The following is a 17151-nucleotide window of genomic DNA, read 5'->3' as shown; positions in this document are numbered from 1 at the left end:
AATTATACCTTTTTTCAGCCAGAATTGCATGCCTTATCAACTGAAAGAAGCGATGGATTATCCATCGCTTCAGATTACGAGTTATTGGGACGTCTGATGAGCAGCATGCAGATTGTAATGAGCAGAAAAGCAGTGCCTGCCAGAAAGGGAATAGTGATGAAACCACCCCAGTTGATATACTGGGTATTACATGGTACGCCGCCCACACACGCTTTAACCGGTGCAAAACCTGGCAGCTTCTGTTCGAGATAATGATAGACCGAGAAGCAGAATCCCAGAACCGAGAACATCAGTACCAGATATTTGATTTTGTAGTCTTCTCTTAAAGCAGCGAAACCAAGTATAAACACAAGTGGATACATCAGAATCCGCTGATACCAGCAAAGTTCACAAGGCACGAAATGCCTGATTTCTGAAAAGAACAGACTGCCGAGCATCGCAGTGATCGCAACAATCCATGCGGCAAAAAACAGCTGCGTATTCTTCTGCATTATTTCTTCGCCGATTCAATCGCTTGTTCAATTTCCTTGATTTCCAACGGATTGCTGACTGTTTTACCATCGATAATAATCGTCGGTGTCTGCGTTACGTTATGTTTTTTGTACAGGTCGATATCATGATTGACCGCTTCATCCTCTTTTGCTGCAACGACTTTATCTGCATGCTTGATGCCGATTTTCTGTGCCGTTTTCTTGATGAGATCTGCTGTCAGCCAGCTCTCTCCTTCAGTATGGGTCGTCGGCTGTGCTTCAAACAGCGCATTGTGAAAGTCCCAGTATTTGTCGGGATTATTCTTCCGGATATATTCTGCCGCATGTGCACCGCGCAGGGAATCGGCACCGTGGAAGGGCGTATTGACGAAGTACATCTTCAGTTCACCTTTATCCACATATTTTTTAATCAGTTCCGGCTGAATTTCCATATCATAATATTTACATGCAGGACACAGAAAATCCCCAAATTCCACTAAAGTCACCGGCGCATCTTTTTTGCCGAGCATCGGCTGCCCTGAGACATCAATTTCAGCGGTCTCTTCAGTCGTATTAGATTCGTCAGCTGAATTCTTCTGATTGAAAATAATCATAGCGGCGATCGCGGCGATGACGATTAATGCCAGCAGCATTGCAAATATTATATTTCCTTTATTTTTCATCATGATCTCCTCATCAATAAATAATGTATAGTATAAATTTTATACCAAAGAGGATGATTAAGAAAGTGTGGAATGGTTAAAATTATGTGACAATGCTATTTCATCGACAAGGCCTGTCTGAAGTTATTGATCAGACCTTTACCGTAACTGAAGACGCTCCCCTTATAAATCCGGGCTGCAAGCAGCAGGGAGAGGATAATGGTCAGGATACAGATGACGATGCCGATGTTGAGTTCAAAGTCAGTGATATGGCTGGATAATGTTCTGAGCAGCATGACGATCGGTGTGAAGAACGGGATATAACTCGTCACCTTGACCAGCATATTATCCGGTGTCGATAGATTGAAGATGGCGATATAAAAGGCTGCAAGATTGATGAAGGTGATTGGCATCACAGCCTGTGCGATATCTTCCACACGGTTCGTCAGTGCGCCGATGATAGCGGAGATACTCACGTTCATCAGCAAGCCCAGCAACAGAAAGATCAGCGTATAGATAATGATCCGGATAGTGCCAGGACCAAAAGTGATATCAAATGATTTCAGCACTTCGTTTAAATCAAAGATATAGATGCTGGCGATGATGGTCAGAGCGACTGCCAGAATCTGTGTTAAGGCTACTGCTATAATAGCAGCGATCTTCGCCATCATGTGATTGACAGGTGATACGCTGGTCACAATCATTTCGATGACGCGCGATGATTTCTCCATCGCAATTTCCGTTGCAATCTGACTGGCATAGTTCACAGATACCAAAAAGATCAGGAACAGGCCGATATAGACAACAGCGATATTAACGAATTTCTCATTATCATCAACCTGATTATTCTGCCCGCCTATGATCTTCTCATCCACTTGTGCGGGGGCTGTAAGTAACTTCAGTTCGGCGGGGGTCAGGTCCAGCGTCTGCGCAACCCGGCTGCTCTGTACAGCTGACAGAGTCGTCTGAACCGGTTCGATGTCGGCGCTGTCCTTTGAATAGATAGTAGCATTCAGCTGTCCTTCATGCGCCTTGATCTCGACCAGCTGCTTGTAGGTGTCATCTTCTATTCCTTTTTTACCTGCAGCAAGGTCGACCTTCTTCAGCTTCATCTGCTTGTCCGTCTGATGATATGTTGTGATAAAAGCATCCTGTAAGTCAGGCGCACCCGCTACAGCAGTCACTTCATCTTCACTGTGATCAAAGAAATCGACTATTCTGTCCATATTGCTCAAAGCGATTACAGCAAGCATGAGTATCAATGTCGTGATCATGAATGAGCGGCTTGTCACTTTTTTGAGATAAGTCATTGAAAATGTCGTCATAAATTTATTCATGATGGCGTCCCACCTTTGCGAGGAAAATATCATTCAGAGAGGGTTCTGCGACTTCAAAACGTGACACAAATCCCATATGGCTCACCGCTTCAAATATAGCAGGTGCCGCTTCGATATAATCGATGGTCAGTCTGACATCCTGGCGGTTCTCCTTGTAGGCGATCACACCCGGCATCTCCTTCAGTTTCGTGAAATCATGGTCGCCTCGGATGATGATTTCCTTGCGACCGAAATCATGCTTCACCTGCTGGATATCCCCTTCGACGACCGTCGCGCCTCTGTCCAGAATGCATACTCTGTCACACATCTCCTCGACGTGCTCCATACGGTGTGAACTGAAGACAATAGTTGCACCGCCTTCGTTGATCTCCTTGACTGCCGACTTCAATAGCTCCACATTGACTGGATCAAGCCCGCTGAACGGTTCATCAAGAATAAGAAGCTCCGGCTGATGAATGATGGCGCCAATCAGCTGAATCTTCTGCTGATTCCCTTTGGATAATGCCTCAATCTTCTTCTCCTTATTTTCAGTGACCTCGAATCGTTCCAGCCAGTAATCAAGCTCACGTTTGATATCATTTTTCCTCATGCCCTTCAGGCTGGCAAGGTAATGAAGCTGTTCAGAGACCTTCAGCTTCGGATTAAGACCTCGTTCTTCCGGCAGATAACCGATACTGTCGGTCATCTGATAGGTGATGGGCTGACCGTTGTAGGTGATCTCCCCAGCATCACGTTCCAGCAGTCCCAGTATCATGCGGAAAGTGGTCGTCTTGCCGGCCCCGTTTCCGCCGAGAAAGCCGAGCATAGCCCCTTTTGGTACTTCAAGCGTCAAATTATCGACAGCCGTGAAACGGCCAAAGTATTTCGTAACATGCTGGATATTTAACATAAAAAACCATCCTTTCCAGTTGATTTTAACAAAAAAAACCTATGCCGGCTAGCATAGGTCTGAAAATCAATAGGTTCTGATTGGCAGGATGAGCTGAACGATATTATCATCATCCTGCGGTTTAAGGATGAAGGGGCGCATCGTACCGAAGAACTCGATATTGACATCGCTGTTATCGATTGCTTTTAATGCATCCATCATATATTTGGAGTTGAAAGAGATCTTCAGTTCCTGACCTTCAAAGTGAGACGTCTTCACTTCCTCTTTCACGGTACCGATTTCCGGAGAAGTTGAAGAAAGTTCAACCTGCTGAGCATCAGTAGATAATTTGATAACGTTATTACCCCCTTCACGAGCAAGCAGTGATGCACGGTCGATTGCATGATAGAAATCATTGTTTTCAATCGTCAGCGTCGTCTCGTAACTCTCAGGAAACAATCTGCTTGTATCAGGGTAGTTCCCTTCCAGCAGACGCGAGATGAAATGCACATGCCCGACTTTGAACAGCACCTGATTAGCGGCAAAAAAGACATCGATTGATTCATCGTCATCACTGATGATCTTATTCAGTTCATTCAATGCTTTCCCTGGGATGATGACGTTGATGTTTTCAATCGTATGATTCTCCAGTGGCAGACGGCGAAGTGCCAGACGATGTGAATCTGTTGCAGTACAGCTCAGCACATTATCACTAATCAGCCAGTTCACTCCTGTCAGTACAGGACGTGTTTCTGAGGTGGACACTGCGAAGTTTGTTTGTCGAATCATGTTCTTTAACACTTTTACCGGTAATGTGATGACGCTGTCTTCAGAAACCTGAGGCAGGAGCGGATACTGGTCGGGGTCCAGTCCGGAGACGTTGAATTCTGACTGGCCGGACGTGATCTTGGCCTGGAAATTCACGTTTGTATCGATTGTGACTTCTGCAGCAGGCAGTTTTTTGATGATATCAACGAAGAAACGTCCAGGCAGTACGATTGAGCCTTTGTCCTGAATTGTCACAATCTGTTCGTGATCGACTTCAGCCGGGATAGTAATTTCAATCGATACTTCAGAGTCTGAACCGGTCAGCATTAAACCATTGTCTGTTGCATCAATCTTGATTCCTGTCAGAATGGGCAGTGTTGTACGCGGTGAAATAGCTTTTAACGTGTCATTCAGTTGATTGATGAAATAATCTCTCTGGATTGTAAATTTCATATTGATGCTCCTTATCGTCGTTATATATATATTTTATCTCTTTTAAAATCGTAATAATAGTAATAGGGGGTGTGAATAGGTGGATAAGTCGTGTCTGACTTACAGCGTCAGGATATCCACATGTGTATAAAGTGTGGATAAATCAGTACCTGTTATTCTATGTTATCCACAACTTAACCTGAAATCTCTTTCTCGAGATTCTTAATTTCTTTAGCCAGTTTGTCATCATTTGCAATTTGATTCTTTATTTTTTCATGAGCATGGATGACTGTCGTATGGTCGCGTCCCCCGAATTCCTCACCGATTTTTGGGAGCGAGTAGTCCGTCAGTTCACGAGCAAGGTACATGGCGATCTGTCGTGGAAAAGCGATAGATTTCGTCCGTTTTTTGGCAGTGAAATCTTCAAGTCTTATATTGTAGTAGGCACCGACAATCGTCTGGATGTCCTGTATGCTGATTTTCTTCGGCTTGCTGCTGGCAATGATGTCTTTCAGTGCCTCAGCAACGAGATCAGGAGTCAGTTCACGCTTCACGAGCTTGGAATAGGCACTGACACGCGTAAGGGCGCCTTCCAGTTCTCTGATATTGGAATGAATCTGAGTGGCGATATAGAGCATCGCTTCATTTGGAATCTCAATGTTCTCTTCTTCAGATTTCTTGCGCAGAATCGCAATCCTTGTTTCGAGATCAGGAGGTGTGACGTCTGTGATAAGACCCCATTCGAAACGTGAACGGAGACGGTCTTCAAGTGTCGGAATCTCTTTTGGTGCCCGGTCGCTTGAGATGACAATCTGCTTATGGTTCTGGTGCAGTTCATTGAAGGTATGGAAGAATTCCTCCTGAGTCGATTCCTTACCGGCTAAAAACTGAATGTCATCAATCAGCAGGACATCAACATTGCGGTATTTCGAGCGGAATTCTTCGGTTTTGTTGTCCTTGATGGAGTTGATGAATTCATTGGTGAACTTCTCGCTGGACGTATAGACGACCTGTGCATTGTCCTTATGTTCCATAACGTAATGGCCGATCGCATGCATGAGATGGGTCTTACCGAGACCGACGCCACCGTAGATGAAAAGCGGGTTATAGGCTTTGGCAGGGGCTTCTGCGACAGCAAGAGAAGCGGCATGGCTGAAACGGTTGCCACTGCCGATGACGAATGTATCGAATGTGTTGTCAACGTTCAGCTGATTAGGCAGGATTTCACTGTGACTGTGTCTGACAGGTTCCGGTTCAGGTTTCAGTTCAGGAATTTCATCTGTATCCCCGCTTGAGATGATTTTAATTGTCAACTCTTCTCCGATTGTCTCCTTTATCGTCTCCTGAATCACTGAAATATAGTTTTTGACAAGCCAGTCCTTATTAAAAGCATTAGGCGCTTCAATGATGATCTGCTGACTGTTAAGGGATTTTACTTTAGTGTTTACAAACCATGTCTGATAGCTGGGAGCAGAAAGCTTTTTTTCAAGGTTTTCCAGGACTTTCGTCCATATAGAATCAATGCCGCTCATAGTATGCCTCTTTCTTAATTTTTTTTCTAGTTATACACAACGTGCAGTCCTGTGTATAATGTTAAGAACAGGGTCTGAATAATTATCCACAAACTATTCACATTCTGTGGATAAAAAGATTATTCACAATGTTATTCACACGAAATATAAACAAAATGATAGCAAATAAAACAAGTAATATCAATCATTTTATAGACTTATCCACAAACTGAGGTTTTTGCACACCCGTAGTTATTCAGAGGTGTGGGTTTGTGGATAGTAAAGAAATCGGCTGTGCATAAAATTGAATGACAGAAAAAATTATCCACAATAGTACAGAATGCTGATGTGGATAAGTGGATAACCTTTGAATCATGAATTTCCAACTAAAACTTGCATGTAGAGGTGTAATTTGCTATACTTCAGTAGTTACTGTCGATCACATAAACGTGAAAAATAGATGAATAAGCAAACAGGAGGTGTCCTAAGTGGTAAAACGTACTTATCAACCTAATAAACGTAAACATAGTAAAGTTCATGGTTTCCGTGCACGTATGAGCACTAAAAACGGCCGTCGAGTTCTTGCTCGTCGTCGTCGTAAAGGCAGAAAAGTATTATCAGCTTAAGATCACTCTAGTAGTGGTCTTTTTTTTGTTTAAATGCACATAGTCATCTAGTATAATTGGAGAAAACACGCGGCAGAAGTGAGTGAAAACGTTGGAGAAAAGTTATCGTATCAAAAGAAATGAAGATTTTCAGGCCGTCTACAGAAAAGGGAAGTCTGTCGCGAACCGTCAGTTTGTCATCTATCGCTTTGATAGAGAAAAGGCTGAGCACTTCAGACTCGGCATCTCTGTGTCCAAAAAGCTGGGCAATGCAGTCGCCCGTAACCGTATTAAAAGAACAATACGTGAGAGCTTCACCCGTCACAAAGAAGACATCATCGCAGCTGATTTCATCGTTGTAGCCAGAAAGCCCGCTGCTGATATGTCGGTGGAAGAGGTCAATAAAAGTCTTGAACATGTAATGAAGATTGCCAAAGGATTTAATAAACGTATTAAATAAGGAGGCACTGGAATGCAGGAGACATTTACAGGAACGACTGTAGAAGAAGCTGTGCAGCTCGGCTTAAAGACATGGAATCTAAGTGAGAATCAGGTGAAGATCGATATAGAGGAGCAGGGGAAGAAAGGTCTGTTCGGCATCGGACGACGTGAAGCTGTCGTCACTCTTACTGTTATCGACCCGGCACTGAAGAAATATTCACTCGAAGAACTGAAACAGACAAACATTCAGTCAGCAGCGGCAGTGACTGCTGAAAAAGCTGAGAACGAGTTGAAGCCAGGACCACCGGATGATGAAGCAGCTGAAGAAGTAGTTGACAACCAAAAAGAAGCAGCTGACAGAAGCGCTGCTAAAAAGCTCGTGACTGAGTCAGCTGACAGAACACTTGACTACTTAGTCCAGATCCTGAAAGAAATGGGCATTGAGGCGACGGGTGAAGTGATGGTCAAGAGCAATGATGTCAGAATCAATCTGATATCCCGAGATGCTGCCCGTATCATCGGTAAACGAGGTTATACCTTAAATGCGCTGCAGACAGTGGCCCAGACGCATATTCAGCAGACCTATAAAGGTTATATCACTGTGCTGCTTGATATTGAGAATTACCGCGAGAAGCGAAAAGAAATACTTGAAAATCTGGCGCTCAACATGGCACAGAAAGCGCAGCAGACCCACGAACCGGTTAAATTTGAACCGATGCCGAACTACGAAAGAAAAATCATTCACCAGGTCCTGACCCGAATGTCTGATATTGAGACTTATTCTGAAGGACGAGAACCTCACCGCTACCTGGTCATCAAAGGAAAATAAATGAAGAAGACAATAATAGATTAACTCTAAAAACTTCGGTTTTTAGAGTTAATCTATTTATTCAGAGCATATCAATTTGTTTTTATTTGGATTCATTTTACAATCAACGAATGAATAAATGGAGGAGATACTATGGAACTAGAGACCATTTCAAGCATATCGACACCGATGGGTGAAGGTGCTATTGCGATTGTCAGATTATCCGGTCACGATGCCATTGAAATCGCTGACCGTCTCTATATAGGAAAGAAGCCGCTGACTGAAGTCGATAGTCATACGATCAACTATGGTCATATCAAGAATCCGGAAACAGATGAGATAATTGAGGAAGTCATGGTCGCTGTCATGCGTGCACCGCGTACTTATACGCGTGAAAACATTGTTGAAATCAACTGTCACGGCGGCATCATGACCGTCAATCATATACTGGAACTCACGCTCTCTAATGGGGCGCGTCTTGCTGAGCCGGGTGAGTTCACGAAACGTGCTTTCCTGAATGGACGGATCGACTTATCACAGGCTGAAGGCATTATGGACTTCATCCGTTCAAAGACAGACCGCGCAAGTAAGGTCGCCATGAATCAGATTGAGGGCCGTCTCAGTACGATGATCCAAGGCTTAAGACAGTCCATTCTTGAGATTCTCGCGCAGGTTGAGGTGAATATTGATTATCCGGAATATGACGATGTGGAAGAAGCAACGACGCACTTCCTGCTGCAAGAGGCAACAAAGATTGAGCAGTCAATCGATCAGCTGCTGACGACAGGTGCACAGGGTAAGATACTACGCGAAGGATTGTCAACAGTGATTGTCGGCAAACCGAACGTCGGTAAAAGCTCGATGCTGAACACACTCACTCAGGATAATAAGGCGATTGTCACTGAAGTGGCCGGCACGACGCGTGACGTACTCGAAGAATATGTCAATGTCAGAGGCGTGCCGCTACGGCTGGTTGATACAGCAGGAATTCGTGAAACTGAGGATATCGTCGAGAAGATTGGTGTTGAGCGCAGTCGCGAGGCATTGAGTAAAGCAGACCTGATTCTATATGTGCTCAACTATAACGAACCATTGACCGAGAGTGACTATCAGCTCGCTGAAGTCATCAAATCAGAAGACGTAATCGTCATCATCAATAAAACGGACCTGGAACAGCATCTTGATATCGGTGAAGTGCAACAGATGATGAGCGACGCGCCTATCGTTGAGACCTCCATGCTGTCACAATCAGGTATTGACCAGCTGGAGGAGCAGATTGCGAAACTGTTCTTTGAAGGATCAGTGCAGCAGCAGGATATGACCTACGTCTCTAATGCGCGTCATATCAGTCTCTTAAAAGAAGCGAAGAAAGCCATCAATGAAGCGATGAATGCAGCAGAGATGGGTGTGCCGATTGATATTGTACAGATTGATTTGATCAGAACATGGGAACTACTTGGAGAAGTAATCGGAGAAGAAGTATCAGACAGCCTGATTGATCAGTTATTCAGTCAGTTCTGTCTCGGTAAATAAGGAGGAAATCATTTTGGAAAGATATGATGTAATCGTTGTCGGTGCAGGTCATGCAGGGGTCGAAGCGGGACTCGCATCTGCCCGTATGGGTGCAAAGACACTGATGCTGACGATTAATTTAGATTCAGTCGCCTTCATGCCCTGTAACCCGTCAGTGGGTGGGCCGGCAAAAGGGATTGTCGTGCGTGAGATCGATGCGCTCGGCGGACAGATGGCGAAGACGATTGACAAAACACATATACAGATGCGTATGCTGAACACAGGTAAAGGACCGGCCGTACGGGCGCTCCGTGCACAGGCCGATAAAGTACTCTATCAGCAGGAGATGAAAGATGTCATTGAGAACACACCGAATCTCGACATCATGCAGGGCATGGTGGAGCGTCTTGTGATTGAAGACGATAAAGTGACCGGTGTTGAGACAGTGATCGGCACGACTTATTATGCAGATGCAGTCGTTCTGACGACAGGTACTTTCCTGCGCGGCGAGATTATTCTCGGTAAGATCAAATATTCATCAGGACCGAACCATCAGATGCCGTCCATCAAGCTAGCGGATCATTTAAGAGACCTCGGTTTTGATATCGTGCGTTTTAAGACGGGCACGCCGCCCCGTGTTAACGGCAAGTCGATTGACTATGATAAAACTGAGATTCAGCCCGGTGACGAAGTCGGACGTGCTTTCAGCTACGAGACGACCGACTATATTCTGGATCAGTTGCCTTGCTGGCTGACTTATACGAATGACAAGACGCACCAGATCATTGATGATAATCTGCATCTATCAGCGATGTACTCAGGAATGATCAAAGGGACGGGCCCTCGTTACTGTCCGTCCATCGAGGATAAATTTGTGCGCTTCAATGACAAGCCTCGTCATCAGATTTTCCTGGAACCTGAAGGACGGAACACGAAGGAAGTCTATGTGCAGGGGCTATCGACAAGTCTGCCTGAACATGTACAGAGACAGATGCTGCAGTCCATTCCAGGTCTTGAGCGCGCGGATATGATGCGTGCAGGCTATGCCATTGAATATGATGCCATCGTACCGACTCAGCTCTGGCCGACCCTTGAAACGAAGAAGATTGACGGGCTGTTCACTGCGGGTCAGATCAATGGAACATCAGGTTACGAGGAGGCGGCCGGCCAAGGTCTGATGGCGGGTATCAATGCAGCCGCTAAAGTACTTGACCGTGACCCTGTCATTCTAGGCCGCGCCGATGCTTATATCGGGGTTCTCATCGATGATCTGGTGACAAAAGGAACAAATGAACCTTACCGTCTTCTGACAAGTAGAGCTGAATATCGATTACTACTTCGTCATGATAATGCTGACCTTCGTCTGACAGAGATCGGTCACGCTATCGGTCTGATCTCTGAGGAGCGGTTTGCGCGCTTTGAAGAGAAGAAAGAAGCGGTTGCAAATGAAATCAAGCGTCTCTCTGAAACCCGTATCAAACCGAATGACCATACACAGAACCTGATTGCTGAGCACGGGGGTACTGCACTGAAAGACGGTATTCTAGCAATCGACCTTCTGAAACGTCCGGAGATGGACTACGCATCAATCAGAGAGATTCTGGCTGACGGTGTCGTTGTACCGGAAGAAGTAGCAGAACAGGTCGAGATTCAGACAAAGTATGCTGGTTACATCGATAAGTCGCTGCAGCAGGTCGAAAAGATGAAACGCATGGAAGATAAAAAAATTCCTGACCACATCGATTATGATGATATCCATAGTCTGGCGACAGAAGCGCGTCAGAAACTGAAAGAAGTGAAACCGCTGAGTGTCGGTCAGGCATCGCGTATTTCGGGTGTCAATCCAGCGGACGTATCCATTCTGCTGGTCTATATCGAACAGGGAAAGATTGCGAAGGTGAAATAGATGAATGAACAGCAATTTATAAAAGCACTCCGGGAAAAAGGTTTTGAGTTAACAGAAAAACAGCTGCAACAGTTTGCAATCTATTATGAAAATCTAGTAGAGTGGAATGAGAAAATTAATTTAACAGCTGTTACAGAAAAGGAAGAAGTCTACTTGAAGCACTTCTTCGATTCTGTGACGCCAAGTTTCTATTTCGATTTCAATAAAATAGAGACGCTATGTGATGTCGGTGCCGGTGCAGGTTTTCCGAGTATTCCGCTTAAGATTCTCTTCCCGCACATCAAGCTGACCATCGTTGATTCACTCAATAAACGAATCAACTTCCTGAATCATCTTGCTGCCGAACTGAATCTGGAGCAGGTGAAATTCGTCCATGACCGCGCAGAGACATTCGGGCGTACGGACCAACGTGAAAGCTTCGATATTGTCACAGCACGTGCCGTCGCCAGACTGTCTGTGTTAAGTGAGTTCTGTCTGCCGCTCGTCAGAAAGGGTGGACATTTCCTGGCGCTGAAAGGTGCTCAGGGCGCAATCGAAACCGATGAAAGTGAATTTGCAGTGAAGCTTCTCGGCGGCGAAATCGTAGCGAGTCATCAATTCACCTTGCCTATGGAAGACAGTACACGCTATATTGTAGAAATTGAAAAGCGCAGACAGACTGCTAAGAAATATCCAAGAAAAGCGGGCACGCCTGCGAAAGAACCGTTGATGAAATAATGAAGTGATGAAAGTGAGTCGAATGAGATGAAGAAACCTTTTTCAAAGCTATTTGGATTACGCGATAAAGAAGATATGGCAGTGGAACGTGCAGAGGGCAATGTCATCAAACTTGCGATAGAACGCATAGTACCGAATCGCTACCAGCCGAGACAGGTGTTTGACGAGGAGAAGATTCAGGAGCTGGCTGATTCCATCAAAGCTTACGGTCTGCTGCAGCCGATTGTCGTCCGTCCGATTGAAGAGGATATGTATGAGATCATTGCGGGTGAAAGACGTTTCAGAGCGCTGAAATTAAACGGTGTGGCAGAGACAGAAGTCATCGTGAAACCGATGAATGATAAAGAAACAGCAGCAATCGCACTGATCGAGAACATTCAGCGCGAAAATCTGTCGGTTGTCGAGGAAGCGGAAGCTTATAAGAAACTGCTTGATTTAGACGGTATCACACAGCAGGACTTAGCGACAAGTCTCGGTAAAAGCCAGTCCTTTATCGCGAACAAATTACGCTTATTAAGATTATCTTCACCCATCCTAGAAGCACTGGGGAAAGCACAGATCAGCGAGAGACATGCGCGCAGCCTGCTTGCACTGAATGAAGTCCAGCAGAAGGAAATGCTGCAGATCATCAGAAGTCAGAGTCTGAATGTCAAGCAGACAGAAGAACGCGTGAAGCGTATGCTGGGCGGGGAAGAAGTCAAACCGACCCGTATTGCTTTCACCCGTGATATGAAGCTCGCTTTCAACACCATCAACGAAAGCGTGAAAGCAGTGGAGAAGAGCGGTATCAAGGTTAAACGTAAGGATACTGAATATACCCACTTCTATGAAATCTCCATCAAAGTATTCAAGAACCAGAATAATCAGTAGAACCATCCTTTGCCGGATGGTTTTTTAGTTTGTGCAGTCTGACTGTAATATTGGTATAATCTTAATAATGAATAAACAGCAAGGAGAGGAAAAAATGAAGATTTTAGCTATCGCCAATCAGAAAGGTGGCGTAGGAAAGACGACGACTTCTGTCAATTTAAGCGCCGCACTTGCTGAACGAGGAAAGAAAGTCCTTTTAGTGGACACCGATCCGCAGGGTAATGCGACAAGTGGGGTCGGCATCGATAAAAATAATGTGAAGTTCTCTGTCTACGATATGCTTGTTGAGGATGTTTCCATCAATCGTGTCGTACTGCCGACTGATCAGGAGAATTTATCCATTATACCGGCGAATATCGCTTTGGCAGGTGCAGAGATTGAACTGGTATCCGCGATGAGCCGTGAAGTACGACTGAAATATGCGTTTAAAGAGCTGGAAGAAGCGTTCGATTACATCATCATCGACTGTCCGCCGTCACTGGGACTCCTGACAATCAACTCATTCACGGCAGCGACCGGCATCATCATCCCTGTCCAGTGTGAATACTATGCGCTTGAAGGCTTGAGTCAGCTCCTTAATACAATCAAACTGGTGCAGCGTCATTTAAATCAGTCACTCGAAATCGAAGGTGTGCTGCTCACGATGCTGGACGCACGGACTAATCTCGGTAACGACGTAATGGCTGAAGTGCGTTCGCATTTCGGGGACAAAGTGTACAACACAATCATACCACGTAACGTCCGGCTCTCTGAGGCCCCTTCTCACGGTCAGCCGATCAACGTGTATGACGCGCGCTCAACAGGCGCAAAGACGTATGCCGAGCTGGCGGAGGAGGTCATCAGTCATGGCTAAAGGACTAGGAAAAGGTCTCGGTCGCGGCCTTGATGCGCTCTTTCAGGATAACAAGGGGGATGAAGTCGTTGAACAGCTGAGACTGGATGATATTCGGCCGAATCCGTATCAGCCGCGTCATGAATTCGAGGAGCAGGCGCTACTTGAACTTGCTGAATCCATCAAGCTGCACGGCGTATTGCAGCCGATCATCGTCAAGCGATCGATCAAAGGCTATGATATCGTCGCGGGAGAACGCCGTCACCGCGCCAGCAAACTGGCCGGCAAGAAAGATATTCCTGCCATCGTTAAATCAATGACAGATAAGCAGATGATGGAGTTTGCAATTATTGAGAACCTGCAGCGCGAGGATCTGAATGCGCTGGAAGAAGCGAAGAGCTATCAGCTGCTGATGGCTCACCTCTCTCTGACACAATCAGAAGCAGCTGACCGTCTCGGCAAATCAAGGCCTTATATCGCGAATATGCTGCGTCTTCTTAATCTGCCGGAAGAGATCAAAACGCTGATCAATGACAAGAAGATTTCGGGCGCACATGGTCGTACGCTTCTAGGACTGAAGAATCCTGCCGATATGCTGGCTTTGTCAGAGCGTGTCGTCAAAGAAGCGTGGAGTGTCCGTCAGCTTGAACAACATGTCAAATCACTGTCTCAGACAGGGGAGCAGCCAAAAAAAGTATCAGTTAAGCCGAAGTTTCTCGTGAAACACGAGCAGACGCTGAAACAGCATCTCGGTACGAACGTCGAAATCTCTAAATCTCGCAAAAAAGGTAAGATTGCCATTGAGTTCACCTCTGAAGAAGAATTCAATCGTCTGATTGATTTACTGGAGCGTGTCTAACTAGATGACACACATGATGAGACAACTCTTTGAGCCAGTTGCAGATGCGGAGATGTGGAAGAGTATCGGACTGAATACATTCTGGTCAATTGTGACCATTCTGGTTGCCTTTATCGTCATCAAAATGTTGCACTTTATGATAGCGAAGTTCTTTCAGGTCAGAAGGCTTTCCAACCTCTCCTCCTCAGAAAAGAGAGATACGACACTCATCAAGCTGCTGCAGAATATCATCACTTACGTGGTCTGGTTCATTGTGCTGACGACAGTGCTCAGCAAGATGGGTATAAAAGTAGAGAGTCTGATTGCCGGTGCCGGCGTCGCAGGGATTGCGCTTGGTTTCGGCGCACAGACGCTCGTCAAAGATATCATCACGGGCTTCTTTATTATCTTTGAGAGTCAGTTTGACGTCGGTGACTACGTCAGAATCAATACGGGAGGTACGAAAGTAGCGGAAGGGACTGTGCAGTCTATCGGTCTCCGTTCTACTCGTATCCGTTCTTTCACCGGCGAGCTCACCATACTGCCGAACGGGACGATGAATGAAATCGTCAACTTCTCGGTCAATAATTCTGTTGCGGTATTTGAGGTCTCGGTTTCAAGTGATGAGAATATCCGGGCAGTAGAGGACATGCTGATGCCTTATCTTGAGACACTGAAAGATAAGTATGAGGATGTCGTCAAGACGCCGGAGATTCTAGGGGTCGATATGGTGAAGGCGGGTGAAGCAGTCATCAAGATTGCAGCGGAGACCTTGCCGAACAATCACGTCAAGGTGTCAAGACTGCTGAGAGGCGACCTGAAGGATTTTCTGGACAGTCACGGCGTCAAAGCACCGGTACCGAGAATGGTGATGTACAATCAGCCTAAAGGAGGTCCAGGATATGAATAACTATCAGATGAACGATATCGTTGAGATGAAAAAACAGCATGCCTGTGGCACAAATGCATTCCGGATTATCCGACTAGGTGCAGATATACGCATCAAATGTGAGAACTGCGGCCGGAGTATTCTGCTGCCGCGACCGGAATTCAATAAAAAACTAAAAAAAATTATTTCGTCAGCTGACGAATCATAAAAGGAGAACTATCATGGCATTAACAGCTGGAATTGTCGGTTTACCGAATGTCGGTAAATCCACTTTATTCAACGCAATTACGAAGGCAGGTGCACTCGCTGCCAACTATCCTTTCGCAACAATTGATCCGAACGTGGGGATCGTTGAAGTGCCTGACTACCGTTTAGATAAACTGACTGAGCTTGTTACACCGAAAAAAACGGTACCGACCGCATTTGAATTCACGGATATCGCCGGTATCGTTAAAGGCGCTTCTAAAGGGGAAGGGCTCGGTAACAAGTTCTTATCACACATCCGTGAAGTGGATGCGATCTGTCAGGTCGTCCGTGCCTTTGAAGATGAGAATATCACACACGTATCCGGCAAGGTGGATCCGGTGGATGATATTGAAGTCATCAATATGGAGCTTGTCCTGGCTGATATGGAGTCTGTCGAAAAACGCTATGCACGTGTTCAGAAGATGGCGAAACAGAAGGATAAGGATGCAATGGCTGAAGAAGCAGTGCTGTCAATCGTAAAAGAGGCGCTTGAAAACGAAAAGCCGGTCCGTAGTGTGAAATTCACACCGGAACAGCAACGTCTTGTAAAAGGAATGCATCTCCTGACGGCGAAGCCGATGCTGTACGTGGCGAATGTCGCAGAAGATGATCTGCTTGATGCTGACAATAACGATTACGTTAAAGCGATCCGCGAATACGCAGAGAACGAAGGTTCAGAGGTCATTGTCATCAGTGCCCGGATCGAAGAAGAACTGGCAGCACTTGATGATGAAGACAAACAGGAATATCTCACTGACCTCGGTATCGACGAATCGGGTCTTGATAAATTGATTAAAGCATCTTACAACCTGCTGGGTCTTGCTACTTATTTCACTGCCGGTGAACAGGAAGTCCGTGCCTGGACGTTCAAGCAAGGCATGACAGCACCTCAATGTGCGGGCATCATCCACACAGATTTCGAGCGTGGCTTTATCCGTGCTGAGACGGTCAGCTATGATGACCTGGTGAACAACAACGGCATGAACGGTGCGAAAGAAGCAGGGAAAGTGCGTCTTGAAGGCAAGGAATATCTCATGAAAGATGGAGATGTCGTTCATTTCAGATTTAACGTTTAATTCAGGAGGTAGACATGAAGCCTTTAAAGCGGATTATTTACGGCATTAAGGTCATTACGAAGTCGGGCGCTAAACGACAGGAGATGTACAATGTGGTCTACTACTACTTTGTGCAGGCTGTTAAAAAAGATGAATACGTTGCACTGAATGAAGATATATATAATAAAATCAGCTATCCTGAGGACGCTATCCGCTATCTGGATATCATCAGCTGTGAGGAAATTGATTCAGCGGATAGCGATTATTACCTGTACGAGTATCTTTACTTATCAGAAGATATCAAGCTCTTTCATATCAAAGAAATGGTCGTCTATAAATTAGACGAAGTAGTCTACTAATGTTGTAATCTGTATCTTACTATGC

At 45.5% G+C, this 17151-nt stretch carries 19 protein-coding genes; 13 read left to right on the top strand and 6 right to left on the bottom strand.

Annotated elements, in window-relative coordinates; genetic code table 11:
- Positions 1 to 74: 74 nt before the first annotated feature.
- The 6 genes from ERX40_RS06315 to dnaA all read right to left on the bottom strand — a co-directional run bounded on the left by ERX40_RS06315 (position 75) and on the right by dnaA (position 6069).
- Positions 75 to 491, bottom strand: a complete 417-nt coding sequence (locus tag ERX40_RS06315) for a disulfide oxidoreductase (protein ID WP_133417661.1) — start codon at positions 489 to 491, stop codon at positions 75 to 77.
- Positions 491 to 1153 (bottom strand): DsbA family protein, encoded by a 663-nt coding sequence (locus ERX40_RS06310; protein WP_165980683.1) that lies wholly within the window; start codon positions 1151 to 1153, stop codon positions 491 to 493. Before ERX40_RS06310 ends, ERX40_RS06315 begins: the two co-directional genes overlap by 1 nt.
- 95 nt (positions 1154 to 1248) lie before the next feature.
- Complete coding sequence (locus ERX40_RS06305) at positions 1249 to 2469, bottom strand: ABC transporter permease (RefSeq protein ID WP_133417659.1); 1221 nt, start codon at positions 2467 to 2469, stop codon at positions 1249 to 1251.
- Entirely contained in the window at positions 2462 to 3358 is an 897-nt protein-coding gene (locus ERX40_RS06300) for an ABC transporter ATP-binding protein (RefSeq protein WP_133417658.1), read from the bottom strand. Before ERX40_RS06300 ends, ERX40_RS06305 begins: the two co-directional genes overlap by 8 nt.
- Before the next feature lie 66 nt (positions 3359 to 3424).
- Positions 3425 to 4558 (bottom strand): DNA polymerase III subunit beta, encoded by a 1134-nt coding sequence (dnaN, locus tag ERX40_RS06295; protein ID WP_133417657.1) that lies wholly within the window; start codon positions 4556 to 4558, stop codon positions 3425 to 3427.
- Between the two features lie 173 nt (positions 4559 to 4731).
- A complete protein-coding gene (gene dnaA / locus ERX40_RS06290) occupies positions 4732 to 6069 on the bottom strand; it encodes a chromosomal replication initiator protein DnaA (protein ID WP_133417656.1) in 1338 nt (445 codons plus the stop codon).
- A gap of 467 nt (positions 6070 to 6536) precedes the next feature.
- Here dnaA and rpmH point away from each other — a divergent pair, with 467 nt between their 5' ends.
- The 13 genes from rpmH (at position 6537) to ERX40_RS06225 (ending at position 17126) form a co-directional block, all read left to right on the top strand.
- Positions 6537 to 6674: a 50S ribosomal protein L34 gene (rpmH, locus tag ERX40_RS06285; protein ID WP_133417655.1), complete on the top strand. Its 138-nt coding sequence runs from the start codon at positions 6537 to 6539 to the stop codon at positions 6672 to 6674.
- Between the two features lie 91 nt (positions 6675 to 6765).
- Positions 6766 to 7113, top strand: coding sequence for a ribonuclease P protein component (rnpA, locus tag ERX40_RS06280; protein ID WP_133417654.1), 348 nt, complete (start codon positions 6766 to 6768; stop codon positions 7111 to 7113).
- A 12-nt stretch (positions 7114 to 7125) separates the two neighbouring features.
- Positions 7126 to 7923, top strand: a complete 798-nt coding sequence (gene jag, locus ERX40_RS06275; RefSeq protein WP_133417653.1) for an RNA-binding cell elongation regulator Jag/EloR — start codon at positions 7126 to 7128, stop codon at positions 7921 to 7923.
- Positions 7924 to 8055: 132 nt separating this feature from the next.
- Positions 8056 to 9435, top strand: a complete 1380-nt coding sequence (gene mnmE / locus ERX40_RS06270) for a tRNA uridine-5-carboxymethylaminomethyl(34) synthesis GTPase MnmE (RefSeq protein ID WP_133417652.1) — start codon at positions 8056 to 8058, stop codon at positions 9433 to 9435.
- 10 nt (positions 9436 to 9445) lie between these two features.
- Positions 9446 to 11320 (top strand): tRNA uridine-5-carboxymethylaminomethyl(34) synthesis enzyme MnmG, encoded by a 1875-nt coding sequence (gene mnmG, locus ERX40_RS06265; RefSeq protein WP_133418009.1) that lies wholly within the window; start codon positions 9446 to 9448, stop codon positions 11318 to 11320.
- The gene (gene rsmG, locus ERX40_RS06260) at positions 11321 to 12037 is read left to right on the top strand and encodes a 16S rRNA (guanine(527)-N(7))-methyltransferase RsmG (RefSeq protein WP_133417651.1); all 717 of its coding nucleotides are present in this window, start codon (positions 11321 to 11323) and stop codon (positions 12035 to 12037) included.
- A 27-nt stretch (positions 12038 to 12064) separates the two neighbouring features.
- Positions 12065 to 12907: a nucleoid occlusion protein gene (gene noc, locus ERX40_RS06255; RefSeq protein ID WP_133417650.1), complete on the top strand. Its 843-nt coding sequence runs from the start codon at positions 12065 to 12067 to the stop codon at positions 12905 to 12907.
- Positions 12908 to 13001: 94 nt separating this feature from the next.
- Positions 13002 to 13760 (top strand): ParA family protein, encoded by a 759-nt coding sequence (locus ERX40_RS06250; protein WP_133417649.1) that lies wholly within the window; start codon positions 13002 to 13004, stop codon positions 13758 to 13760.
- The gene (locus tag ERX40_RS06245) at positions 13753 to 14598 is read left to right on the top strand and encodes a ParB/RepB/Spo0J family partition protein (RefSeq protein ID WP_133417648.1); all 846 of its coding nucleotides are present in this window, start codon (positions 13753 to 13755) and stop codon (positions 14596 to 14598) included. The genes ERX40_RS06250 and ERX40_RS06245 overlap by 8 nt, the downstream gene beginning before the upstream one ends.
- Before the next feature lie 13 nt (positions 14599 to 14611).
- Positions 14612 to 15487: a mechanosensitive ion channel family protein gene (locus tag ERX40_RS06240; RefSeq protein WP_243712981.1), complete on the top strand. Its 876-nt coding sequence runs from the start codon at positions 14612 to 14614 to the stop codon at positions 15485 to 15487.
- A complete protein-coding gene (locus ERX40_RS06235) occupies positions 15480 to 15674 on the top strand; it encodes a DUF951 domain-containing protein (RefSeq protein ID WP_133417646.1) in 195 nt (64 codons plus the stop codon). The genes ERX40_RS06240 and ERX40_RS06235 overlap by 8 nt, the downstream gene beginning before the upstream one ends.
- A 13-nt stretch (positions 15675 to 15687) precedes the next feature.
- Complete coding sequence (gene ychF, locus ERX40_RS06230; RefSeq protein ID WP_133417645.1) at positions 15688 to 16788, top strand: redox-regulated ATPase YchF; 1101 nt, start codon at positions 15688 to 15690, stop codon at positions 16786 to 16788.
- Positions 16789 to 16802: 14 nt separating this feature from the next.
- A complete protein-coding gene (locus ERX40_RS06225) occupies positions 16803 to 17126 on the top strand; it encodes a hypothetical protein (protein WP_133417644.1) in 324 nt (107 codons plus the stop codon).
- Positions 17127 to 17151 lie beyond the last annotated feature (25 nt).

The organism is Macrococcus carouselicus (assembly GCF_004359515.1).
Classification (GTDB): Bacteria; Bacillota; Bacilli; order Staphylococcales; family Staphylococcaceae; genus Macrococcus; species Macrococcus carouselicus.
The sequence above is the reverse complement of the archived record's forward strand: the minus strand, read 5'-3'. Positions and strand labels throughout refer to the sequence as shown.

Excerpts from the sequence above, each read along its gene's own strand:
- ERX40_RS06315 (WP_133417661.1), bottom strand. The coding sequence starts at position 491 with ATGCAGAAGAATACGCAGCTGTTTTTTGCCGCATGGATTGTTGCGATC.
- ERX40_RS06310 (WP_165980683.1), bottom strand. The coding sequence starts at position 1,153 with ATGAAAAATAAAGGAAATATAATATTTGCAATGCTGCTGGCATTAATC.
- ERX40_RS06305 (WP_133417659.1), bottom strand. The coding sequence starts at position 2,469 with ATGAATAAATTTATGACGACATTTTCAATGACTTATCTCAAAAAAGTG.
- ERX40_RS06300 (WP_133417658.1), bottom strand. The coding sequence starts at position 3,358 with ATGTTAAATATCCAGCATGTTACGAAATACTTTGGCCGTTTCACGGCT.
- dnaN (WP_133417657.1), bottom strand. The coding sequence starts at position 4,558 with ATGAAATTTACAATCCAGAGAGATTATTTCATCAATCAACTGAATGAC.
- dnaA (WP_133417656.1), bottom strand. The coding sequence starts at position 6,069 with ATGAGCGGCATTGATTCTATATGGACGAAAGTCCTGGAAAACCTTGAA.
- jag (WP_133417653.1), top strand. The coding sequence starts at position 7,126 with ATGCAGGAGACATTTACAGGAACGACTGTAGAAGAAGCTGTGCAGCTC.
- mnmE (WP_133417652.1), top strand. The coding sequence starts at position 8,056 with ATGGAACTAGAGACCATTTCAAGCATATCGACACCGATGGGTGAAGGT.
- rsmG (WP_133417651.1), top strand. The coding sequence starts at position 11,321 with ATGAATGAACAGCAATTTATAAAAGCACTCCGGGAAAAAGGTTTTGAG.
- noc (WP_133417650.1), top strand. The coding sequence starts at position 12,065 with ATGAAGAAACCTTTTTCAAAGCTATTTGGATTACGCGATAAAGAAGAT.
- ERX40_RS06250 (WP_133417649.1), top strand. The coding sequence starts at position 13,002 with ATGAAGATTTTAGCTATCGCCAATCAGAAAGGTGGCGTAGGAAAGACG.
- ERX40_RS06245 (WP_133417648.1), top strand. The coding sequence starts at position 13,753 with ATGGCTAAAGGACTAGGAAAAGGTCTCGGTCGCGGCCTTGATGCGCTC.
- ERX40_RS06240 (WP_243712981.1), top strand. The coding sequence starts at position 14,612 with ATGATGAGACAACTCTTTGAGCCAGTTGCAGATGCGGAGATGTGGAAG.
- ERX40_RS06235 (WP_133417646.1), top strand. The coding sequence starts at position 15,480 with ATGAATAACTATCAGATGAACGATATCGTTGAGATGAAAAAACAGCAT.
- ychF (WP_133417645.1), top strand. The coding sequence starts at position 15,688 with ATGGCATTAACAGCTGGAATTGTCGGTTTACCGAATGTCGGTAAATCC.
- ERX40_RS06225 (WP_133417644.1), top strand. The coding sequence starts at position 16,803 with ATGAAGCCTTTAAAGCGGATTATTTACGGCATTAAGGTCATTACGAAG.